Source organism: Rhizobium sp. NFR03, from assembly GCF_900111275.1.
GTDB lineage: Bacteria > Pseudomonadota > Alphaproteobacteria > Rhizobiales > Rhizobiaceae > Ferranicluibacter.
Window position 1 is genome coordinate 514,850 of sequence record NZ_FOGR01000003.1, and the last position, 20,986, is coordinate 535,835.

General features: G+C 64.0%; 21 protein-coding genes. 11 read left to right on the forward strand and 10 right to left on the reverse strand.

The window, feature by feature from the left end:
* Window positions 1-42 precede the first annotated feature (42 nt).
* The 4 genes from BSG19_RS12180 to BSG19_RS26055 all read right to left on the reverse strand — a co-directional run bounded on the left by BSG19_RS12180 (window position 43) and on the right by BSG19_RS26055 (window position 2,183).
* Entirely contained in the window at window positions 43-375 is a 333-nt protein-coding gene (locus BSG19_RS12180; RefSeq protein ID WP_092988125.1) for an AzlD family protein, read from the reverse strand.
* Window positions 372-1,082, reverse strand: a complete 711-nt coding sequence (locus tag BSG19_RS12185; protein ID WP_244529215.1) for an AzlC family ABC transporter permease — start codon at window positions 1,080-1,082, stop codon at window positions 372-374. The genes BSG19_RS12180 and BSG19_RS12185 overlap by 4 nt, the downstream gene beginning before the upstream one ends.
* Window positions 1,083-1,176: 94 nt before the next feature.
* Window positions 1,177-2,034, reverse strand: a complete 858-nt coding sequence (locus BSG19_RS12190) for an AraC family transcriptional regulator (protein WP_092988127.1) — start codon at window positions 2,032-2,034, stop codon at window positions 1,177-1,179.
* A complete protein-coding gene (locus tag BSG19_RS26055; protein WP_170865940.1) occupies window positions 2,034-2,183 on the reverse strand; it encodes a hypothetical protein in 150 nt (49 codons plus the stop codon). Before BSG19_RS26055 ends, BSG19_RS12190 begins: the two co-directional genes overlap by 1 nt.
* Here BSG19_RS26055 and alr point away from each other — a divergent pair.
* From alr to BSG19_RS12225, 6 genes are all read left to right on the forward strand, one after another.
* A complete protein-coding gene (gene alr, locus BSG19_RS12195) occupies window positions 2,182-3,327 on the forward strand; it encodes an alanine racemase (RefSeq protein WP_092988129.1) in 1,146 nt (381 codons plus the stop codon). The genes BSG19_RS26055 and alr overlap by 2 nt on opposite strands.
* A 57-nt stretch (window positions 3,328-3,384) precedes the next feature.
* Window positions 3,385-3,690: a type II toxin-antitoxin system ParD family antitoxin gene (locus BSG19_RS12200; RefSeq protein WP_092988131.1), complete on the forward strand. Its 306-nt coding sequence runs from the start codon at window positions 3,385-3,387 to the stop codon at window positions 3,688-3,690.
* 250 nt (window positions 3,691-3,940) lie between these two features.
* Window positions 3,941-5,344, forward strand: coding sequence for a DNA repair protein RadA (gene radA / locus BSG19_RS12210; protein WP_092988134.1), 1,404 nt, complete (start codon window positions 3,941-3,943; stop codon window positions 5,342-5,344).
* A gap of 197 nt (window positions 5,345-5,541) precedes the next feature.
* Window positions 5,542-6,159, forward strand: a complete 618-nt coding sequence (locus tag BSG19_RS12215) for a CvpA family protein (protein WP_092988136.1) — start codon at window positions 5,542-5,544, stop codon at window positions 6,157-6,159.
* A gap of 139 nt (window positions 6,160-6,298) precedes the next feature.
* Window positions 6,299-7,819 (forward strand): amidophosphoribosyltransferase, encoded by a 1,521-nt coding sequence (gene purF, locus BSG19_RS12220; protein WP_092988138.1) that lies wholly within the window; start codon window positions 6,299-6,301, stop codon window positions 7,817-7,819.
* Between the two features lie 3 nt (window positions 7,820-7,822).
* Window positions 7,823-8,569: an SDR family NAD(P)-dependent oxidoreductase gene (locus tag BSG19_RS12225; protein ID WP_092988140.1), complete on the forward strand. Its 747-nt coding sequence runs from the start codon at window positions 7,823-7,825 to the stop codon at window positions 8,567-8,569.
* A gap of 3 nt (window positions 8,570-8,572) precedes the next feature.
* Here the strand turns inward: BSG19_RS12225 and BSG19_RS12230 are convergent, their stop codons facing one another.
* The gene (locus BSG19_RS12230) at window positions 8,573-9,208 is read right to left on the reverse strand and encodes a LysE/ArgO family amino acid transporter (RefSeq protein WP_244529216.1); all 636 of its coding nucleotides are present in this window, start codon (window positions 9,206-9,208) and stop codon (window positions 8,573-8,575) included.
* A gap of 91 nt (window positions 9,209-9,299) precedes the next feature.
* Between BSG19_RS12230 and BSG19_RS12235 the strand changes: the two genes are divergently transcribed.
* Window positions 9,300-10,202, forward strand: a complete 903-nt coding sequence (locus BSG19_RS12235; protein ID WP_092988142.1) for a LysR family transcriptional regulator ArgP — start codon at window positions 9,300-9,302, stop codon at window positions 10,200-10,202.
* Between the two features lie 24 nt (window positions 10,203-10,226).
* Here the strand turns inward: BSG19_RS12235 and pssA are convergent, their stop codons facing one another.
* The 4 genes from pssA to BSG19_RS12255 all read right to left on the reverse strand — a co-directional run bounded on the left by pssA (window position 10,227) and on the right by BSG19_RS12255 (window position 16,084).
* Window positions 10,227-11,075 carry a CDP-diacylglycerol--serine O-phosphatidyltransferase gene (pssA, locus tag BSG19_RS12240; protein WP_092988144.1) on the reverse strand — a complete coding sequence of 283 codons (849 nt, stop codon included), beginning with the start codon at window positions 11,073-11,075 and terminating at the stop codon, window positions 10,227-10,229.
* 146 nt (window positions 11,076-11,221) lie between these two features.
* Window positions 11,222-11,920 carry a phosphatidylserine decarboxylase gene (locus BSG19_RS12245; RefSeq protein ID WP_092988146.1) on the reverse strand — a complete coding sequence of 233 codons (699 nt, stop codon included), beginning with the start codon at window positions 11,918-11,920 and terminating at the stop codon, window positions 11,222-11,224.
* Between the two features lie 182 nt (window positions 11,921-12,102).
* Window positions 12,103-13,989, reverse strand: coding sequence for an ABCB family ABC transporter ATP-binding protein/permease (locus BSG19_RS12250; protein ID WP_092988485.1), 1,887 nt, complete (start codon window positions 13,987-13,989; stop codon window positions 12,103-12,105).
* Window positions 13,990-14,185: 196 nt separating this feature from the next.
* Entirely contained in the window at window positions 14,186-16,084 is a 1,899-nt protein-coding gene (locus BSG19_RS12255; protein ID WP_092988148.1) for an Ig-like domain-containing protein, read from the reverse strand.
* 254 nt (window positions 16,085-16,338) lie between these two features.
* On the opposite strand from BSG19_RS12255, the gene BSG19_RS12260 reads away from it, so the two are divergent.
* Window positions 16,339-16,959, forward strand: coding sequence for an LOG family protein (locus BSG19_RS12260; RefSeq protein ID WP_092988150.1), 621 nt, complete (start codon window positions 16,339-16,341; stop codon window positions 16,957-16,959).
* Between the two features lie 65 nt (window positions 16,960-17,024).
* On the opposite strand, the gene rarD is transcribed toward BSG19_RS12260, so the two are convergent.
* Window positions 17,025-17,981, reverse strand: coding sequence for an EamA family transporter RarD (rarD, locus tag BSG19_RS12265; RefSeq protein WP_092988486.1), 957 nt, complete (start codon window positions 17,979-17,981; stop codon window positions 17,025-17,027).
* Window positions 17,982-18,286: 305 nt separating this feature from the next.
* Here rarD and BSG19_RS12270 point away from each other — a divergent pair, with 305 nt between their 5' ends.
* The 3 genes from BSG19_RS12270 (at window position 18,287) to BSG19_RS12280 (ending at window position 20,986) form a co-directional block, all read left to right on the forward strand.
* Window positions 18,287-20,284 (forward strand): bifunctional 2',3'-cyclic-nucleotide 2'-phosphodiesterase/3'-nucleotidase, encoded by a 1,998-nt coding sequence (locus tag BSG19_RS12270; protein ID WP_092988152.1) that lies wholly within the window; start codon window positions 18,287-18,289, stop codon window positions 20,282-20,284.
* A 127-nt stretch (window positions 20,285-20,411) separates the two neighbouring features.
* Window positions 20,412-20,687, forward strand: coding sequence for a ribbon-helix-helix domain-containing protein (locus BSG19_RS12275; protein WP_175386282.1), 276 nt, complete (start codon window positions 20,412-20,414; stop codon window positions 20,685-20,687).
* Window positions 20,684-20,986, forward strand: a complete 303-nt coding sequence (locus BSG19_RS12280) for a type II toxin-antitoxin system RelE/ParE family toxin (protein WP_244529217.1) — start codon at window positions 20,684-20,686, stop codon at window positions 20,984-20,986. The genes BSG19_RS12275 and BSG19_RS12280 overlap by 4 nt, the downstream gene beginning before the upstream one ends.

Consider the following 20,986-nt stretch of genomic DNA (forward strand, 5'->3'; position numbering starts at 1 on the left):
TCGGGCTTTGAAGGGCGAACCAGCGCGTTCCCCCACCGCGTTCTACATGCCGGCTGCCCGCAACATCGCGACGGTGAAAACCCCCGTTGCGACCGCGGCCAGCAGTGGCAGCCGTGTTGCGGCGGCAGCGGTGACGATGGTCGCAGCCGTTTCCGAAGGCCCGGTTGCGAATGCCGTCGGCGTGATCACCGCCATGAGAACGGCGGGTGGAATGGCACTCATGGCGCGGCGCACACGCGGGCGGAGCGCGACATGACCGATCAGCACGAGCCCCGCGAGCCGCGTCATCGCGGTAGCTCCGGCCATTGCCGTGATGGCCAATAGCGTGGCGCCATTCAGAGCGAGGAACGGAACGGCTTCCAAAGTCGAAGTCATGAGGAAGCCGCCTCATCGCCCGCGTCGATGAAGGTGGCTACAGCCAGGCCAGCAGCCGCGCCGACAGCGATGTACCAGACGCCGGGAACGAACCTGTGCACCAGCAAGGCCGCCGCCGCGCTCGCTGCAAGCGTGAAACCCGCCTGCCGGTCTTTCCAGAACCCGATGACCAGCACGACGAAGACGGCCGGAAAGGCAAAGTCGAGCCCGACCGTCCTTGGATCGCCAAGGAATGCGCCCACCGTTGCGCCAAGAAGCGTGGAAAGCACCCATGCTCCATAAAAAGGGACGACAAGACCGGCAAAAAACGAGGGTGTCAGCGGCGCAAGCCGGCTGCGAACCTCGGCCATTGCCCAGATCTCATCCGCCAGAAACAGCATGGCAACACCTCGGCCGGTCGGGGAGAAGCCCTGCATCCCGCGCCCGAGCGACGCACTCATCAGCACATGCCGGATATTGACGAGCAAGGCGGCGGCGCCAACGGCGCTCCAGGATGCGGGATGGCTCCAGATATCCATGGCGACGAACTGCGATCCACCGGCAAAGACCAACACACTCATCAGCGTTGCTTCAAGCGGCGAGAGCCCCTTGGTCGCAGCCACCGACCCGAACACCAGACCGATGGGGATCAGGGCAACGATCAGCGGTGTGATCGCCCGCATGCCGTTCAGGAAGCCGTCATCCTCATCTGTCCGTATTTTCGCCATGACACTGTCTCCGCTGTTCGGAAAGCGTCTTACGGTGTCAGCTCAAGCATCGTCTTGAACGAAAGTGATGCGCACAGGCTGCACAGACGAACGGCTACCGGGCGCGAAACTGCCCCGGCGTCAGCCCCGTTCGCGCCTTGAAGTGGCGTGTGAAATGAGCCTGATCGGCAAAGCCGCAATCGAACGCAACCGTAGAAGGCGTGGCTCCGAAGCGCAGCAGCCGACGCGCCTCACGAATACGGCAATCCGTGAGAAAGGCATGCGGCGTGACGTAATAGGCCCGTCGGAAGGCCCGGATGAGATGCGCACGGCTGAGGCCGGCGATGCGCGCCAGCTCCACCAATCCAACATCCTGACGAAAATGCTCTTTCAGATAATCGCGTGCACGCGCAACGGCCGTGGCTTCCCGGGTGTCGATCGGCTGGAGGATGAGGCTACCGTGACGCTGAAACATTGCGGCCAGAACCGTATAGATGCTTTCGTCGGCTTCCAGCGCCCCGACCCGCATCTCAAGCGTCCGGTGCGCGCGCTGAAAGGCTGCGGCGAGCGGGGCATCGTGCAGGATCTGGCGGGAAAATGCCGGGGACGGGTGAAGCGTGCGGCCGGTAACATCCTCCAGGATCTCGCGCAGAAGGGCGGCATCCGGGTAGATCATCCTGTAGCGGTAGCCATCGCTTCCCGGCACGCCATCGTGAAACTCCCCGGGGTTGATCAGATAGAGATCGCCCGGCCCGGACGCTTCGCGGCTGCCGCGAATCGTCGCGATCTGGCTGCCGCGCTCGATGGCTCCGATGCTGAACGTATCATGCGCATGGGGCGCAAAGGCGTGGGTCACGAAGGTCGCGCTGAGGCACTCCATGCCCATGAGGCTCGGCTCACGCCAGAACACAGTCTGCTCGGCCTGCGAAAGCGGCATCACCTCCGCCGCCTGTTCCTGGGATACGTTCTGCATCAGGCAACGATAGCGTAGGACGTGAATGCGATCTTGAACAAAAGTGACGCGACGCCACGCGAAGCGCCAATAGCGGCTTCCGCTTGCTCCGCCAGTCCTGCGGGGCTATCTGGTTTCAGGCTTGAATGCGCGACCTCGGAGGTACCCATGGACGACGTCTTTTCCGCTGCGGCGAACCGCCTGACCATCGACCTGCAGGCGCTGGCCGACAACTGGCGACAGATGCAGGCGCGGTCGGGAGCTGCGCGGGCGGCGGCCGTGCTCAAGGCGGATGCCTATGGGATCGGTGTCGAGGCGGCAGCTGAGACGCTTTACCGCGCAGGGGCGCGTGATTTCTTCGTGGCAAACGCCGAAGAGGGCGTGAACCTGCGGCCGCTCGTGCCGGATGGCCGCATCTATGTTCTTGCCGGCCTGTGGCCGGGCATCGAACCGTTGTTCTTCGAAAACGGACTGGTGCCGGTGATCAATTCCGAGGAGCAGCTTGCCTTCTTCATGGCAGCGCTTTCCGAACATGGCGATCACCCCTGCGTGCTGCATGTGGATACGGGCATGAACCGGCTCGGCCTCTCCATGGAGGAAGCCATGGCGCTTGCCTCCGACCCGGCACGCCCGGCGAGCTTTTCACCCATGCTGGTCATGAGCCACCTCGCCTGCGCCGACGATCCCGCTCATCCGCTGAATGCCCGGCAGCTTGCCGCGTTCCGCGAGGTGAGCGCCGCCTTCGATGGTGTCGAAGCGAGCCTCGCGAATTCCGCAGGCGTGCATCTCGGACCCGACTATCATTTCGACCTGACCCGCCCCGGCATCGCCACCTATGGCGGCGAGGCTGTGAGCGGCATGGCCAACCCGATGACGCCGGTGGTGACGGCGGAGGCGCGTATCATCCAGGTACGCTCCGTGGCGAAAGGCGGCTCGGCCAGCTATGGCGCGACGACCACCTTCGTCCGCGACAGCCGCATCGCCATCGCCTCGGTCGGGTATGCCGATGGCTATCACCGGTCGGTTTCCGGCAGCGGGGTGACCCTGAGACAGGCCGCGCCCTCCGGCGCCCATGGATTCCTGCACGGCCACAAAGTGCCCCATGTCGGCCGCGTCACCATGGACCTCAGCCTGTTCGACGTGACGGATCTGCCGGAAAATGCCGTCCGTGCAGGCGATTACATCGAACTCTTCGGGCGTAACATCGCGCTTGACGATGTGGCGCGCGCTGGCGGAACGATCGGCTACGAACTGCTCACCAGCCTCGGCCACCGCTACGATCGCGCCTATCGCGAAGCCGACGAGGAAGTTTGACGCGGTATCTTGGAAAGCCGTTCGAGATGCGCTAGAAGAGAACAAAAGGAGATCAGCATGACTGACATCCGTTTGAGTGACGAAGACCGCGCCTTCATCGAAGGGCAGCTACAGACGGGCGCCTACCGCACCGCCGATGACGTGATCCGGGCCGGACTTCAGGTTCTGCGCGAGGAAGACGAGGAACTGCGGCGCCTGATCGAGGTCGGCGAGGACGATTTCAAGGCAGGGCGATACGTCACGTTCGAGAAGGCCGGCGACTTGAAGAAACATATCCTCGCACTCGCACGGGAACGACAAGATGTTCGCTCGACGCCTGAACATGAGCCGTCGCGCACTGAAAGACCTGGCGGACGCTTTTGAGTACATTGCAGAGGAGAACCCGGTTGCAGCCGACGCCTTCATAACCGATCTAACGGATCACGTCGAAAGAATGGCAGGCCTCGGCCTTATCGGCACGAGCCGCGGTGCCGTTCCCGGTCTCCGATGTTTTGTCTATCGCGAGCGCTGCATCTATTTTTTCGTCACAGAAACGGAACTGAACGTCGCGCGCGTCCTCCACGGCCGCCGAACCATCTCCGCATCCACCTTTACCGAAAGCGATACCGACTGAATGGCCAAGGCCAGAACGAATTTCATCTGCCAGAACTGCGGCACCGTCACATCCCGCTGGGTGGGAAAGTGCGAGGGCTGCGGACAGTGGAACACCATTGTCGAGGAAGATCCGCTTGGCGGCATCGGCGGTGGTCCGGGCAAGACGCCGAAGAAGGGCCGTCCGGTGGCCCTGACCACCCTTTCCGGCGAAACCGAGGATGCTCCGCGCATCACGACCGGTATCTCGGAGTTCGACCGGGCGCTTGGAGGCGGCTTCGTGCGCGGGTCGGCCGTGCTGATCGGCGGCGATCCCGGCATCGGCAAATCCACGGTTCTCATGCAGGCGGCCGCAGCTCTTTCGCGAAACGGCCATCGCATCATCTATGTCTCGGGCGAAGAGGCGGTGGCGCAGGTTCGGCTGCGAGCTCAAAGGCTTGGCGCTGCGGATACGGACGTCCTGCTGGCCGCCGAAACCAATGTCGAGGATATTCTGGCAACGGTCGCGGAGGGCAAGCGACCGGATCTCTTCATCGTCGATTCCATCCAGACGCTCTGGAGCGATGTCGTCGATTCGGCGCCCGGCACCGTCACACAGGTTCGAACCGGTGTGCAGGCGATGATCCGGTTTGCCAAGCAGACCGGCGCCACCGTCGTGCTCGTCGGCCATGTGACCAAGGAAGGGCAGATCGCAGGCCCGCGCGTCGTGGAGCACATGGTCGATGCCGTTCTCTACTTCGAGGGCGACCGCGGGCATCACTACCGCATCCTGCGCACGGTGAAGAATCGTTTCGGGCCGACCGACGAGATCGGCGTGTTCGAGATGTCCGACAAGGGGCTGCGCGAGGTTACCAATCCGTCGGAGCTTTTCCTCGGGGAGCGCAACGCGAAATCCCCGGGTGCTGCCGTGTTTGCCGGCATCGAGGGCACGCGGCCGGTGCTGGTGGAAGTGCAGGCGCTGGTGGCGCCGACCTCGCTCGGAACGCCGCGCCGGGCCGTGGTCGGATGGGATTCGGCGCGGCTGTCGATGATCCTCGCGGTTCTGGAGGCGCATTGCGGCGTGCGGCTTGGACAACACGACGTCTATCTCAACGTGGCCGGAGGATACCGTATCGCGGAGCCTGCAGCCGACCTTGCCGTCGCTTCCGCACTGGTTTCCTCGCTTGCCGGTCTTGCCCTTCCCACCGATTGCGTTTATTTCGGCGAAATCAGCCTGTCCGGGGCCATCCGGCCGGTTGCGCATACGGCCCAGCGTCTGAAGGAATCCGAGAAACTCGGCTTCTCGCAAGCTGTCCTGCCTTCCGCCTCCCCCGACCTGCCCAAGGGCTCGGGCATGGCGTTGGGCGAGATGGAAAGCTTGCCGGATCTGGTCGCGCGCATCGCCGGCTCCAAGGGTGCCCTACGGCAGACGGATGAGGACGATTGACCGGACGGCGGAACCCCGTCAAGCCGGCCTTTCGGCCATTCCCGAGAATATCGGGCCAAAGCATATCGGGACACGGCCGCCGTTTCGGTATACATGCTCCGTCCGGTTCCGCCATAGATCGGAGCCGGGTTCAAGCGCGGTGACTGCAGATGCCCCGGTGCGGACCCCGCCTGGCGCTTGTTCGGAGTAGGACGACCATGCCCATAACCATTCTCGACGGGATCGTGATCGGTGTCGCGCTGTTCTCGGCCGTCCTTGCGATGGTCCGCGGATTCTCGCGCGAGGTGCTTTCGGTCGCGAGCTGGCTCGGCGCCGCAGCAGCCGCCTATTTCCTCTATCCCTACCTGAAGCCCTACGCGGCCCAGTACACGACGAGCGATGCCATCGCCACGGCCGGTTCGGCCGGCGTCATCTTTCTCGTTGCCCTGATCATCATCTCCTTCATCACGATGCGGATTGCGGATTTCATCATCGACAGCCGCATCGGCGCACTCGACCGTACGCTTGGCTTTCTGTTCGGTGCAGCGCGCGGCGTGCTCCTGATCGTCGTCGCCATGCTGTTCTTCAACTGGATCGTGAAGCCCGAGCAGCAGCCGACATGGGTCATCCAGGCAAAGTCGAAGCCGTTGCTGGACAATCTCGGCGCCAAGCTGGTGGCCCTACTTCCGGAAGATGTCGGCACCACCGTCGTCAACCGCCTGACCGGCAAGCCAACGCCCGAGGGAGAGCTGGACGGCACGACGCCGCCGAACGAGCCGGTGCCGTCGGACGATGCTCCGGCCCTTGCGCCTGCTTCGCCGACGACCAACAACTGACGCTGCTGCGCCAGACATCCCAGCCCGCTTTGCGGGCTGTTGTCGTTTCATTGCCCGTTCCGCCAGTAAAGCTGGTTGAAGACACGATGACGCGCTACGATATGCCAACCGCACCCGCCGAGAAAAAGGTGATACCGCGATGACCCTGCCCCATTCCACCGCTTCTGCCGCCGCCAGCCTGCGTGCGCGCGAGATCCATGACGAGATCGACGGCGATACGCTGCACGAAGAGTGCGGCGTTTTCGGTATTCTCGGGCATGAGGACGCAGCCACGCTGACGGCGCTCGGCCTGCATGCGCTCCAGCATCGCGGACAGGAAGCAGCGGGCATCGTCACCTTCGACGGGCGGCAGTTCTACACCGAGAAGCGGATGGGTCTCGTCGGCGACCACTACACGGATCCCGCAACGCTTGCCAAGCTGCCCGGCTTCATCAGCATCGGCCATACCCGCTACTCGACAACAGGCGAAGTGGCACTGCGCAACGTGCAGCCGCTCTTTGCCGAACTCGAGGTGGGCGGCATCGCAATCGCGCATAACGGCAACCTGACGAACGGCCTGACGCTGCGCCGCCAGCTGATCGCCGATGGCGCCATCTGTCAGTCGACGTCGGACACCGAAGTCGTCCTGCACCTCATCGCCCGCTCCAAGCATGCCGGCTCCGGCGAACGGTTCGTCGATGCGATCCGCCAGGTCGAGGGCGGCTATTCGATGCTCGCCATCACCCGCACCAAGCTCATGGCGGCGCGCGACCCCTACGGCATCCGCCCGCTTGTCATGGGCGAGCTCGACGGCAAGCCGATCTTCGCCTCCGAAACCTGCGCGCTCGACATCATCGGCGCCAAGTTCGTCCGCGATGTCGAGAACGGCGAAGTCGTGATCTGCGAGATCCAGCCGGACGGCTCGATCTCGATCGAATCGCGCAAGGCGGAAGCGCCGATGCCGGAGCGGCTCTGCCTGTTCGAATATGTCTATTTCGCCCGGCCCGATTCGGTCGTCGGCGGCCGCAACGTCTATGTCGCCCGCAAGAACATGGGTATCAACCTTGCCAAGGAAGCGCCCGTCGAGGCCGATGTGGTCGTTCCGGTTCCCGATGGCGGCACCCCGGCTGCGATCGGCTTTGCGCAGGCGAGCGGCATCCCGTTCGAACTCGGCATCATCCGCAACCATTATGTCGGGCGCACCTTCATCGAGCCGACCCAGCAGATCCGCGCCTTCGGCGTGAAGCTGAAACATTCCGCCAACCGCGCCATGATCGAGGGCAAGCGCGTGGTGCTGATCGATGATTCGATCGTGCGCGGCACGACATCGCTGAAGATCGTCCAGATGATCCGCGAGGCCGGCGCGCTGGAAGTACACATCCGCGTGGCGAGCCCGATGATCTACCATCCGGACTTCTACGGGATCGACACGCCCGACGCCGAGAAGCTGCTGGCCAACCAGCATGCGGACCTTGCCTCCATGTGCGCCTTCATCGGCGCGGACTCGCTGGAGTTCCTGTCCATCGATGGCCTCTACCGGGCTGTCGGCGGCGAGCCGCGCAACCCCAAGGCGCCGCAGTTCACCGATCATTACTTCACAGGCGACTATCCGACGCGCCTTCTCGACCGCGAAGCGACCAGCAATGTGCGCAAGCTGTCCGTCATGGCGAGCAACGGCTGAAGCATGAGTCCGATCGACCTGAAGGGGCGCATTGCCCTCGTCACCGGAGCCTCGCGCGGCATCGGCTATTTCACGGCTCTCGAGCTCGCCCGTGCCGGCGCGCAGGTGATTGCCTGTGCGCGAACGGTCGGCGGGCTTGAGGAACTGGATGATGCGGTCAAGGCCGATGGCGGGCTGCCGGTCACGCTTGTGCCGTTCGACCTGGGCGACATGGACGCAATCGACCGGCTGGGCGCGGCCATCCACGAGCGCTGGGGCCGGCTCGACATCCTCGTCGCCAATGCCGGCGTGCTCGGTACGATTTCGCCGATCGGCCATGTCGAAGCGAAAGTGTTCGAGAAGGTCATGGCCATCAACGTCACGGCGACGTGGCGGCTGATCCGGACGGTTGAGCCATTGATGGTCCAGTCGGATGCCGGGCGGGCGCTCATCCTCTCCTCGTCGGCCGCGCACAAGTGCAAACCGTTCTGGGGCCCCTACTCCGTCTCCAAGGCGGCCGTCGAGGCGCTGGCGCGAACATGGGCCGGGGAAACCCAACGCCTGCCACTGCGCATTCTCTCGGTCGACCCGGGCGGCACGCGCACAGCGATGCGGGCGCAGGCCATGCCCGGCGAGGATCCGGAAACGGTTCCGCATCCCTCCGAAGTCGCCCGCGCGCTCCTGCCGCTCGTCGGCCCGGATCAGACGGAGACCGGCAAGCTGTTCATCGTCCGCGAGAAGCGGATCGTGGATTATCGCCTGCCGGATTAGTCTCTACAGTCCCATCACGAGTCTGAGCGCGATCGCAAACATCACGATGCCGATGATCGCCTCCAGAATGCGCCACGCCGCCGGCTTCTCGAAGAGCGGCCGCAGGCGGCGGGCACCGTAGCCGAGCGAGAAGAAAAACAGGAAAGAGGCGGACATCGCGCCGACGGCAAAGGCGGTCTGCGCGCCGGGAAACCGCGTCGAGATGGTGCCGAGCAGAACGACGGTATCGAGATAGACGTGCGGGTTGAGCCAGGTCAGCGCCAGGCAGGTCGCAAGCGTAACACCGAGGCCACGTCCCGTCTGGCCGGCGATATCGAGAGCACCGGACGCACGAACGGCCGACAGCAGGCTGCGCGCACCGTAGACGAACAGGAAGGCGGCACCGCCGTAGCGCATGAACGGGTCGATTCCGGGGAGGATCTGCGCGATCTGCCGGAAGCTTGTGACACCAAGGGCGATCAGGGCAGCATCGGACACCGCGCAGGCGAGGCAGACGGCGAAGATATGCTCGTTGCGCAGACCCTGCCGCAGCACGAAGGCGTTCTGCGCGCCGATGGCCACGATGAGAGTGAGGCCCATTGCGAGACCGGTCGTAAAGGCGCCTACGGTCATATCGTCGAGCAGTGAGGCAGGCGGCATCGATATCTCCCGAGGTTGCGTGAACCTCGATAGCTTCCGCCACCGGATTAGGATAGTTAAAGATTCTAACCATAATGAAGGAGAGCTAACGTTGCTCGACTATACCTCGCTTCGGGCGGTGTCTGCCGTCGTGCAGACGGGGAGTTTCGAAAAGGCGGCTCGCCTGCTGAACGTCACGCCGTCTGCCATCTCCCAACGGGTGAAGACGCTGGAGGAGCGATTGGGGACGGCGCTCATCATCCGCGGGTCACCCTGCGCGGCGACAGAGAAGGGCGCATGGCTCTGCCGGCATATGGAGACGGTGGGTATGCTGGAGAGCGAGCTCTTGACCCACCTGCCGGCCCTTGCCGATCCGCTTTCGCCGGGCGCCCGGATCACCCTGCACATCGCCACCAATGCCGACAGCCTCGCCACGTGGTTCCTGTCAGCGGCATCGACGTTCTCCCGCGCATCACTGCATCTTCTGAACATCGCGGTTGACGATCAGGACCATACGGCGGAGTGGCTGCAACAGGGGCGCGTGCTGGCGGCCGTGACGTCACTGGAAGCGCCGGTTTCAGGCTGTCGCCGGACGCCTCTCGGCGCCTTGCGTTATCACGCGACAGCAAGCCCGGCTTTCGTGGAACGATATTTCGCGCAGGGTCTGACCTCGACCGCCCTGGCTCAGGCACCGGCGCTGACCTTCAACCAGAAGGACAGGCTTCAGAGCCGCTGGCTCCGGCAGGCGCTCGGCGAGGAGCCGGTATGCCCCACGCACTGGCTACCCTCGACGCAGAGCTTCGTCGAAGCGAGCCTCTCGGGAATGGGGTGGGGCATGAACCCGGAGATCCTCGTCGGCGACCACCTGGCCAGCGGCCGGCTGGTCGCGCTTGTTCCCGATACGCCGCTGGATGTCCCGCTGTACTGGCAGATCAACCGGCTTGCGGGCGACCAGTTGACCGCGTTGACGCGGGCGGTGGTCGATACGGCGCGGGCCGTGCTTCACCCCTCGTAACGCTCACGGCCATCGGCCGCAGGCTTATTGCCCCGGCAGGCCGTCGTCCCGCACACCCTCCGGGTGCTCCGGCCATTTGCTGCCGTACTTCTTCTTCCACGCGCGGGCGCCGAAGGGAAGTGTGGCGAGATAGGCGATAGCGGTGATGACCATGGTTTCCCAGGTGAAGCTCATCAGGGTCGCGACATAGATGACCACGGCGAGGATCACCGGCAGCACGAGATCGCGCCGGACGCGGTTTTCCGACTTGCCGGACCAGACCGGCAGGCGGCTGACGAGCAGGAAGGCGATGAGCAGCGTATAGGCCGAGAAGATGATGCCCATGGTGCGGTTGGGCTCGATGCCGATGAGGCCGAGATAGACCGGCAGGAGCACCAGCATGGCGCCGGCGGGCGCGGGAACGCCGACGAAATATTCCGACTGCCATTTCGCCTTGATGTCGCGCTCCGCCATCACGTTGAAGCGCGCCAGCCGCAGGCCGGCGGCGATGACGTAGATCAGCGCCGCGATCCAGCCGATCGACTTGGCTTCGTCCAGCACATAGGCAAAGAGGACCAAGGCCGGCGCTACGCCGAAATTGACGATGTCGGCGAGCGAATCCATCTGCACGCCGAATTTCGACGTCGCTTTCAGGAGCCGCGCGATACGTCCATCCACACCATCGAGGAATGCCGCCACCAGCACCATGGCGACTGCCAGTTCAAAGCGGCCTTCGAAGGCCAGCCGCACGCCGGTGAGGCCGGCGCAGATGGCAAGGACCGTGATCAGGTTGGGTATGAGCAGACGCAACGGGATCTCCCGCAGGCGCGGCCCGCGCGCCTCGTCGTCGTTCGGCCCGTTCGGTTCGTAGGGGGGAAACGGCGTCGTATCCATGGCGCTTGGGTCCTCGGGAGCACAGGCGGGACACATCGTCCCAGCAGAAGAATTGCAGTTCAACATAGCGCTGCGGCAGAAGGCTTCCAGCACCATCGCATGTCACCTGATCAAAGCGACCTGATCGGGTGACCTCGTCTCAGGGATCAATCGCGGCGGCCGAGGGTCGGACCCTTTTCGGAACCGAATTCGGCCAGCACGGTCTCGCCGGCAATGGCGAGCTGTCCAAGGCTCACACGCGGCTCGGCGCCGGCAGGCAGGAAGACATCGAGGCGCGAGCCGAAACGGATGAGACCGAACCGCTGACCGGCCTGCAGCTGCTCGCCCTGCGACGACCAGCAGATGATGCGCCGGGCGACGAGACCGGCAATCTGCACGGTGCCGATGGCGCCATGCGCCGTCTCTATGACGAGGCCGTTGCGCTCGTTCTCGCTGCTGGCCTTGTCGAGTTCGGCATTAACGAACTGGCCTGCGCGATAGGCGATGCGCGTGATGGTGCCGCGCATCGGGGCACGGTTCACGTGACAATTGAAGACGTTCATGAAGACGGAGATGCGCAGCATCGGCTCGAAGCCGAGGCCGAGCTCTTCCGGGGGAACGATGTGAGCAATGGACGAGACGCGCCCATCGGCCGGGCTGATGACGAGATCGTCATCAACAGGCGTTACGCGCTCGGGGTCTCGGAAGAAATAGGCGCACCATGCTGTGAGGATGAAGCCGATCCAGAGCAGCGGCTCCCACAGGAAGCCGAGAAGAAGGGAGACGACGAAGAACCCGGCAATGAACGGATAACCGGCCTTGTTGATCGGCACCAGCGTGTTGCGAACGGACGTGATCAGGCTCATGAGGGCAGCGTCTCCATTAAACTCCGCTCCTGCACCTATAGGGAAATGTCCCCTGCGGCAACAATCGCTGTTATCAGGAAGATATGGAGCATCGTTGCCGAAACGGTAGCGTCGCAACGCACGAAACCCGCGGCGAGGAACAGGATCTCCCGACGTTTACGCCCAAGACTGCGGAAACCCTGTTATACCGCCGGAGGGCGACGGGTGACGATGCCGAGGTCGTCTTCGTCCTGCACCTTCTTCAGCTGTTCGGCGGCCTGGGTCGCTTCGCGCTGACGGCTCCACATGGAGGCGTATAGCCCGTCGCGGTCGATCAACTCGCCGTGCGTGCCGCGTTCAGCGATGACGCCGTCCTTGAGAACGATGATTTCGTCTGCCTGGATGACGGTGGAGAGGCGGTGGGCGATGACCAGCGTCGTCCGGTTGCGCGAGACGATATCGAGCGCGGCCTGGATCTCCTGCTCCGTGCGGGTATCGAGCGCCGAGGTCGCCTCGTCGAGGATGAGAATTGGCGGGCTTTTCAGCACCGTGCGGGCGATGGCCACGCGCTGTTTCTCGCCGCCCGACAGCTTCAGTCCGCGTTCGCCGACCATGGCGTCGTAGCCCTCCGGCAGCGTCTCGATGAAAGTGCCGATCTGCGCGATCTCGGCGGCGGCCTCCACCTCTGCCTGCGAGGCGGAAATGCGGCCGTAGCGGATATTGTAGGCGATGGTATCGTTAAACAGAACCGTATCCTGCGGCACCATGCCGATCGCCGCGCGCAGGCTCTTCTGCGTCAGACTGCGCACGTCCTGCCCGTCGATGGTGATCGACCCCTGCTGCACGTCGTAGAACCGGTAAAGAAGGCGTGACAAGGTGGATTTCCCCGCCCCGGAAGGGCCGACGACTGCGACGGTCTTGCCGGCCGGCACCTCGAAGCTGATGCCCTTCAGGATCGGGCGTGCCGGATCGTAGGCGAAATGCACGTCCTTGAACACGATAGCGCCCTTGTCGATGGCGAGTTCGCGCGCCCCGGGACAGTCGACCACCTCGGCCTGCACTTCGAGAAGATCGAACATCTGCTCGATATCCGTCAGGCCCTGCCGGATTTCGCGATAGACGAAACCGATGAAGTTGAGCGGGATCGAGAGCTGCATCAGCATGGCATTGATGAAGACGAAATCGCCGATGGTCTGCTCGCCGCGCTGCACCGCGAGCGCGGACATGATCATCATGACGGCCGTGCCAAGGCCGAAGATCAGAGCCTGACCGAAGTTCAGCCAGCCGAGCGAGGTCCAGACCTGCGTTGCCGCCTTCTCGTAGCGCGCCATCGACTGGTCGAAGCGCGTCGCCTCCATCTGCTCGTTGCCGAAATATTTGACGGTCTCGAAGTTGAGCAGCGAGTCGATCGCCTTGGTGTTGGCGTCCGTGTCGCTGTCGTTCATCGAGCGGCGGATGGAAATGCGCCAGTCGCTCGCCTTGATGGTGAACCAGATGTAGACCGCAACCGTGATGGCGGTGACCAGCAGGTAGGAGAAACCATAGCCCCACCAGAAGATCGCCGCCGTCAGCAGAAATTCGATCAGCGTCGGCACGGTATTGAGAATGGTGAACCGGACGATCGTCTCGATGCCCTTCGTGCCGCGTTCGATGATGCGCGACAGTCCGCCGGTGCGGCGCTCCAGATGGAAGCGCAGCGAGAGCTGATGCATGTGGACGAAGGTGCGATAGGCCAGCTGGCGCACGGCATGCTGGCCGACACTGGCAAAGAGCGCATCGCGCAACTGATTAAGCCCGGCTTGCAGGAGACGCGCCAGATTGTAGGCCACGACCAGCATCAGGGCGCCGGTCATGACAGCCGGAAGCACTCCGGTCATGTCGGCGCGACCGTTCAGCGCGTCGGTCGCCCATTTGAAGAAATAGGGGACGAGCAGCAGCACGACCTTGGCGATCAGCAGGATCACCGTTGCCCAGACCACGCGCATCTTCAGGTCGGCGCGGTCGCTCGGCCACATATAGGGCCACAGGTTGAGGATGGTCTGGAGCGGATTGCCGGCATCGGCCGACACGGTCTTCTTCTGGTCCGTCATGTCTCTTCGATTTCCAGCCGGCAGGGCCGTGCGGCCGACGGCGGGAGCGCCGGTCAAACGTGCGAACGGCGCCCTCCCGCGGAAGGCGCCGTTCGCGTCGATCATCACATAGGCTTCCCCGGCGGCCGCGGCAATGGCCTTGCCGACATGGCTCTGCTTGCTGCCGCAAGGCGTCTCACGGCGAAGCGCGAAATCGTCAGGGCGCGTGCTGCATATGCCGGCGGTGGATTTTCTCCGACTCCGCATCCGGCATCGCCGTGTCCGGCACGCCGAAGACCTGACCCGGCAGAATGCGGTCGGGATCGAGAATCTGCTCTTCGTTGGCGACGTAGATCGTGGTGTAGCGCACGCCGGCGCCATAGACGCGACGGGAGATCTGCCACAGCGTATCGCCACGGCGGATGATCACCGAGCTTTTGCTCTGCTGGAGCGGCGCCTGCTGCACCGTCTGCGGCTCACCGCTCGCCGTCTGCGAGGACGGGGAAGCGGTGTTCGCAACGGGCTGGCCTGCCGCAGGCTCTCCCGTCATGGGCTGAACCGGCGCGGGCTGAACTGTCGTGCTCTGCTCTGTCATGCCGGCGGGGTTGTTCGCCGCAACGCGAGGCGCGGTTTCCAGCACACGGGCCATGGCGGTGTCCAGACGGCCGAGCGCCGCACCGACGGATGCAGCATCACGCGGCAGCGGCTTGAGGATCGCAAGCGCCTCCCCGGCTGCCTTCGTGGTCGCATTGACACGGTCGGTCACATCGGCCTGCATGCCAGCGACCGGCTTGACGCCTGCAAGCGATGTCAGCGCGATTTCGGTGGCGGAGCGCGCGGCTGCAAGCTGGTCGAGACCGGGTCGCTTGCCGTCGGCATAAAGCCCCTTCAGAAGCGCGAACGCCTTGGCGGCCTCCATGCGCGAGGCATCGAAGATGGCGCCGTCGAAGGCGGGATCGGAGCCACTTGCGGGCGTTTGGGCGACGGCAGAGATCTGGTCGCCTTCCGGACGTTCGAAGGGAACGGCCGCACGCATCTGCACCTTTCCATCGGTGCCGACCATATCGACCCGTATGACGTGCTGGCCTACGGAAAGCGCGATTTCACCATCGATGACGAAGCGCCCCTGCGCATCCGCCTTGCCCTCGCCAACCACCTGATCGTCCGCATAGACGCGCACGGTCGAGCCCGGACGGGCCGTGCCGGCGACGAACAGCTTGCGGCCTTCGATTTCCACGGCGGATACGGCAACCGGCGAGGACGGGGTGCCCTGCGAAGAGGTGCCGTTCACGGGAGCGGGAACGGATGTCGATGGCGCAGGCGTCTGAAGAGCCGCTTGGTCGCCCGCAGCTGGCGCCGCACCCGGCGATGCCGCCGGAGGTGGCGTTGCCGGTGTTGTTGCAGGCGTCGTTGCAGGTGCCGACAGCTCGCCCGGCGCGGTCAGGATACGGCTTGCCTGCCCGGGTTTCGTCACCATGGCAAGAAGCTGGCCGTTATCGACCTTGGGAATGGAGACGGTGGCGACTTCGTCGGACGCGGTGACGGCGCCGGAAGGTGTCGTGCTGCGCAGCGTCAGCTGATAGTCGCCCGGCGGAAGCGGTTTGTCGAAGACGGCCGCGAAATCACCGGTATTGCCGACATCGGCCGTACCGACGACCGCATTGCCGTTGACGATCTCAAGCTTGCTGTTGGGTTCGGCACGTCCGGCGATGACGGTGGAGCCATCGGGCTCAACGCGCAGCACGTCGAAGCGCGGCGCGTCCGTCCCATCGGCCGTCTCGGTCGGTGCAGGGTCGCCGGAGGGCGCCGGCTGCGCCGCATTTGGCGCGACGGTGCCCGGCTGCGTGGAGGGAACGGAGGCCGGCGCACTCGTAGCGCTTGCGGCATCGCCGGCACCGGGGCGGTTGCCCTTGGCATCGGCCGTCGTGGTGTCGCCATTGCCCGGAAGCGCGCCGGGCGCAGCCTCGGCGGTCGCAGGGGGGCTGGCCGGAGGCGTGCCTTCGGCACGTGTCGGTGCCGCCTCGTCACCGACATTGGGCAACACGACGAAGATCATCAAAAGCGTGGCGACTGCCAGCACGACGAGCGCGACCAGTCCTGCCGTATTCTTCCTCATGCACCCTCTCCACCACGGAGGTTTCGGCCGATCATGATCGCCGAAAACGCCTGCCGTGTTCTGCAGCCCGACCATGGGCCATATCGTCTCGCGCGCATGCGGCTCCGCACCCCGCGCATCTCTTGAAATTGCTAGCGATATCCAGCCTTTTCCACAAGCAGCGATGCATGTTCTGCGGCTTCGCCCGGACCTTTTTGCACGTTTTGCCTGTTCCGTACCTTGACGCGGTGCGGGACCGGATGTCTGCTTCCCTCATGAGCGATCAAACTGTTCCGATTCGATCCATCTGCGTCTATTGCGCGTCCCAGCCCGGACGTGAGCCTGAATTCATGGATGCGGGCCGCAGGCTCGGAAAATCCATTGCAGAGCATCATCTGCATCTCGTCTATGGCGGCGGCACCAAGGGCATCATGGGGGCCGTTGCCAGCGGCGTCCTGTCCGGCGGCGGCCGTGTGACGGGCATCATACCACAGTTCCTGATCGATATGGAGGCCACACGGCACTCGCTGGGTCAGCTGAGCGAACTGGTCGTGACCGCCGACATGCACGAGCGCAAGCACAAGATGTTCGAGCGCGCAGATGCTTTCGTGACGCTGCCGGGTGGCATCGGCACGCTGGAGGAGATCGTCGAGATCATGACCTGGGCGCAGCTCGGGCGGCACCGCAAGCCGATCGTGCTCGTCAACATCAACGGTTTCTGGAACCCGTTGATGAAGCTCATTCACCACATGGCGGATAGTGGCTTCATCCACACGGCCCATCTCGTGCAGCCGCTGGTCATCGACGATCCTGACGAGGTGGTGCCCGCGCTTCTGGCGCATTGGGCAGGCACGGTGAACCGCGACGGCGAAAGCGAGATTATCGAAAAGATGTGACGTAACAGCCGCCTCGAAGAGGTGGCTCACCTTGCCCGGAACCTTGGGCCTGGAACCGCGGCCCGTCAAGCCTTCCGGGCGGCGTGCCGGGCGTTCCGGCTCTGCACGAGCATCGACCCGGTATAGATCACCAGCGCCATCCAGATCAGCCCGAACGCCATGAGCTTCACCAGGCCGAAGGGCTCGTGGAAGACGAAAACGGCGATGAGGAACACCATGCTGGGCGCGATATACTGCATGATGCCGATGGTGGAGAGGCGCAGCAGCTTGGCGCCGTTGGCGTAGAACAGCAGCGGCACGGCGGTGACGACGCCGGAGGAGACGAGCCACAGCACATCCGCGATGCCCGTATCGGTGAAATGCCCCTGCCCTGACCCTTCGAGATAGAAAATATAGGCGAGCGAGGGCACGGAGAGCAACATGACCTCCAGAAAGAAGCCCTGGTTCGGCCCGACCGGCAGGGTCTTGCGGAAGAAGGCGTAGAAGCCCCAGGAGACGCAGAGCCCGAGCGACACCCAGGGCAGCCCGCCGGCATCCACGGCAATGATCGCCACGGCGACCACCGCAAAGCCGATCGCGACCAGTTGCGCCCTGTTCAACTTTTCCTTCAGCAGCACCGCACCGAGAAAGATCGAGAAGAGCGGATTGATGTAGTAGCCGAGCGCCGCCTCCAGCGTGCGCCCGACGCTGATGGCCCAGACGTAGATGCCCCAGTTGAACGTGACGAGCGTCGCCGTCAGCGACGCCATGGCCAGCATACGCGGCGAGCGCAGGGCAAGCTTCAGATCCGCGGTGCGGCCAAGCCACAGAATGAACGCGCCGACGAGGGGCACGGACCAGACGATGCGGTGGGCGACGACTTCGGCGGCCGGAATATGGCCGATGCCCTTCATGAACAGCGGCAGGAAACCCCAGCAGGCATAGGCGATGGCGGCGAGCAGAAACCCGCGCGGGCTGTCGCCGCTTCCGGGAACGGCGACCGCGGGAACAGCACCGGTTGACGCCTCCGCCTTGCTTGTCATCTCAACCATGTCGCGGCCCTCCTCCGGCCTTTGCGCCCTGCTTGCGCTCTGCCCCGCATGAAAGGCGAAGCCCGCGTGACGCATGTCGCATCAGGGCGCGGCTTACGCGAAAAGGCGCGGACGCTCCAATTCATTTCCCTGAACCATCAACGAATTCTGGTGACACACGACCGTCGCTTTTGCCTGCGAGATTTCGGGCGGCGGGTTCTCTCGTCACAATGAGCCGTCCGCCCCCGTCCGAAGGTCGCCAAGCCCGCCTTTTGGTATATGGTCCCTCCGAAGTGATCCGGCACGAAAGGAACGTCATGTCCTCCCCCTCAGCGCCATTCCTCCCCTCCCCAAACGTGACCCGCCGCACCTTTCTGGGCGGGCTTGCATCCGCTTCCGGGCTTGTGGTCCTGCATCCTTTCGCTGCGCGCGCGAGCGCCAACCAGACGCATTTGCGCCTCATGGAGACGACCGACATCCACGTTCACGTCTACCCGTACGATTACTACGGCGACAAGCCGAACGAGACATTGGGTCTTTCGCGCACCGCGTCGATCATCGACGCCATTCGCGCCGAAGCCGGCAACACCCTGCTTGTCGATAATGGCGACTTCCTGCAAGGCAACCCGATGGGCGACTTCATGGCCTACCAGAAAGGCCTCAAGGAGGGTGACGTCCATCCGGTCATCAAGGCCATGAACCTGCTCGGCTACGAGGCAGGCACGCTCGGCAATCACGAGTTCAACTACGGGCTCGACTTCATGGAGAAGGCGCTTTCCGGCGCGAACTTTCCCTATGTCTGCGCCAACCTGACGAAGGGGACGCTGGCCGAAAACCCGACCAGGGACGCGCTGTTCTTCAAGCCCTATACGATCATCGAAAAGACCGTGACGGACGGCAGCGGTGCGGCGAGCGTGCTGAGGGTCGGGCTGATAGGCTTCGTGCCGCCGCAGATCATGCTCTGGGACGTCAAGAACCTGGAAGGCAAGGCGCAGACGCGCGACATCGTGGAGGCCGCCCGCGCCTGGGTTCCGGTGATGAAGGAAGAGGGCGCCGACATCATCGTCGCGCTGTCGCATTCCGGCATCGACGGCACCGGGCAGACGGAGCGCATGGAAAACGCCTCCCTCTATCTCGCCGGCGTCGAGGGCATCGACGCGGTGCTGACCGGGCACCAGCATCTGGTCTTCCCCGGCCCGAAGAGCTTTGACGGCATCGCAGGCGTGGACCCGGTCAAAGGCACGCTTCAGGGCAAACCGGCCGTGATGGCGGGCTTCTGGGGCTCGCATCTCGGGCTGATCGACCTGCTGCTGGAGAAGGACGGCAAGAGCTGGAAGGTCGTGGATTTCACCACGGAGGCCCGGCCGATCTACCACCGCGAGGACAAGAAGGTCGTGGCCGACGTCAACGACCGCGCCGATGTTCTGAGCGCCGCCAAGGCCGAACACGAAGCGACCCTTGCCTATGTCCGAACGCCCGTCGGCAAGACTTCGGCACCGCTCTATTCCTATTTCGCACTGGTGGCCGACGACCCCTCGGTGCAGATCGTTTCACAGGCGCAGACCTGGTACATCAAGGACATGCTGAAGGAGACGGCGTGGAAGGACCTGCCCGTTCTCTCGGCCGCAGCCCCCTTCAAGGCGGGCGGTCGCAGCGGCGCGGACTATTACACCGACGTTCCCGCCGGTGATATTGCCATCAAGAATGTCGCCGATCTCTATCTCTATCCCAACACCGTGCAGGCGGTTGTCGTTACCGGCGCGCAGGTGAAGAACTGGCTGGAAATGTCGGCCGGCATGTTCAACCGGCTGAAGCCGGGCGAGAAAGACCAGCCGCTCCTGAGCTCCGGCTTCCCGTCCTATAATTTCGACGTGATCGACGGCGTGACCTACGAGATCGACCTGTCGCAGCCGACGCGCTTCGATACCGACGGCAAGCTCGCCGACGAGACCGCGCACCGCATCACGGACCTGAAGTTCAATGGTCAACCCATCGATCCCGCACAGAAATTCGTGGTCGCCACCAATAACTACCGGGCGGGCGGCGGCGGCAAGTTCCCCGACATCGCCAGCGACAAGGTCGTCTTCGCCGCCCCAGACACCAACCGCGACGTCATCGTCCGCTACATTCACGATCAGGGCACGATCAACCCGACGGCGGACGCCAACTGGCGCTTCAAGCCCCTGCCCGGCACGACGGCCCTCTTCGAGACCGGCCCGAAGGCGAGACCGCTGCTGGGCCAAGTCAAGGCAGCGACGATCGAGGATGCGGGGGATGGCGCGGATGGGTTTGCGCGGTTCCGGCTGGTTTTGTGAGGCTATATCCACAAGACCTATTCCGCAGCGCCCATGATGTCCGGTGCCACGCGACCGTCTGCAAGACCCATTCCCGTTTCAGACGTGATGCGATAAAGTATCTGGAGAACATCAAGGAGCCGAGGGCATGCAGGCATTTCGCATCACTCTTCCGGACGACATGGCAACGCTGGTGAAGGAGAAGGTCGCCTCCGGCGAATATGCGACGGAGAGCGATGTGATCCGCGAAGGTCTCATGACCATCGCTGTGCAGGACGCCGCATTCGAAAGCTGGCTCCACGACGAAGTTCTGCCGACTGTCGATGCGTTGGCAAGGGAGCCCGGCCGCGCGATGAGTGCGGCCGCATCCTGGGCGGCGATCAAGGACCACATCGACAGATCCAGTTTCGATGACAAGACGTGAGCGATCTGCCTGTCCAGTTCACGCCTGAGGCCAACACCGATCTTACAGAACTCTTCGACTACCTTGCACCGCGCGCCGGGACCGCCATTACGCTTAAATATGTGAGCGACATTCATCGCTATTGCCTCGGCTTCGCCCTGTTTCCGGAGCGAGGTTTCGCGAGGGAAGACCTGAGACCTGGGCTCCGCGTCGTTGGCTTTCGTCGCCGGGCAAGCATCGTCTTTCAGGTTAAGAACGAGCAAGTCACGATCATTCGCATCTTCCATCGAGGCCGCGATCTTCGCGTTTCCGAGGACTGA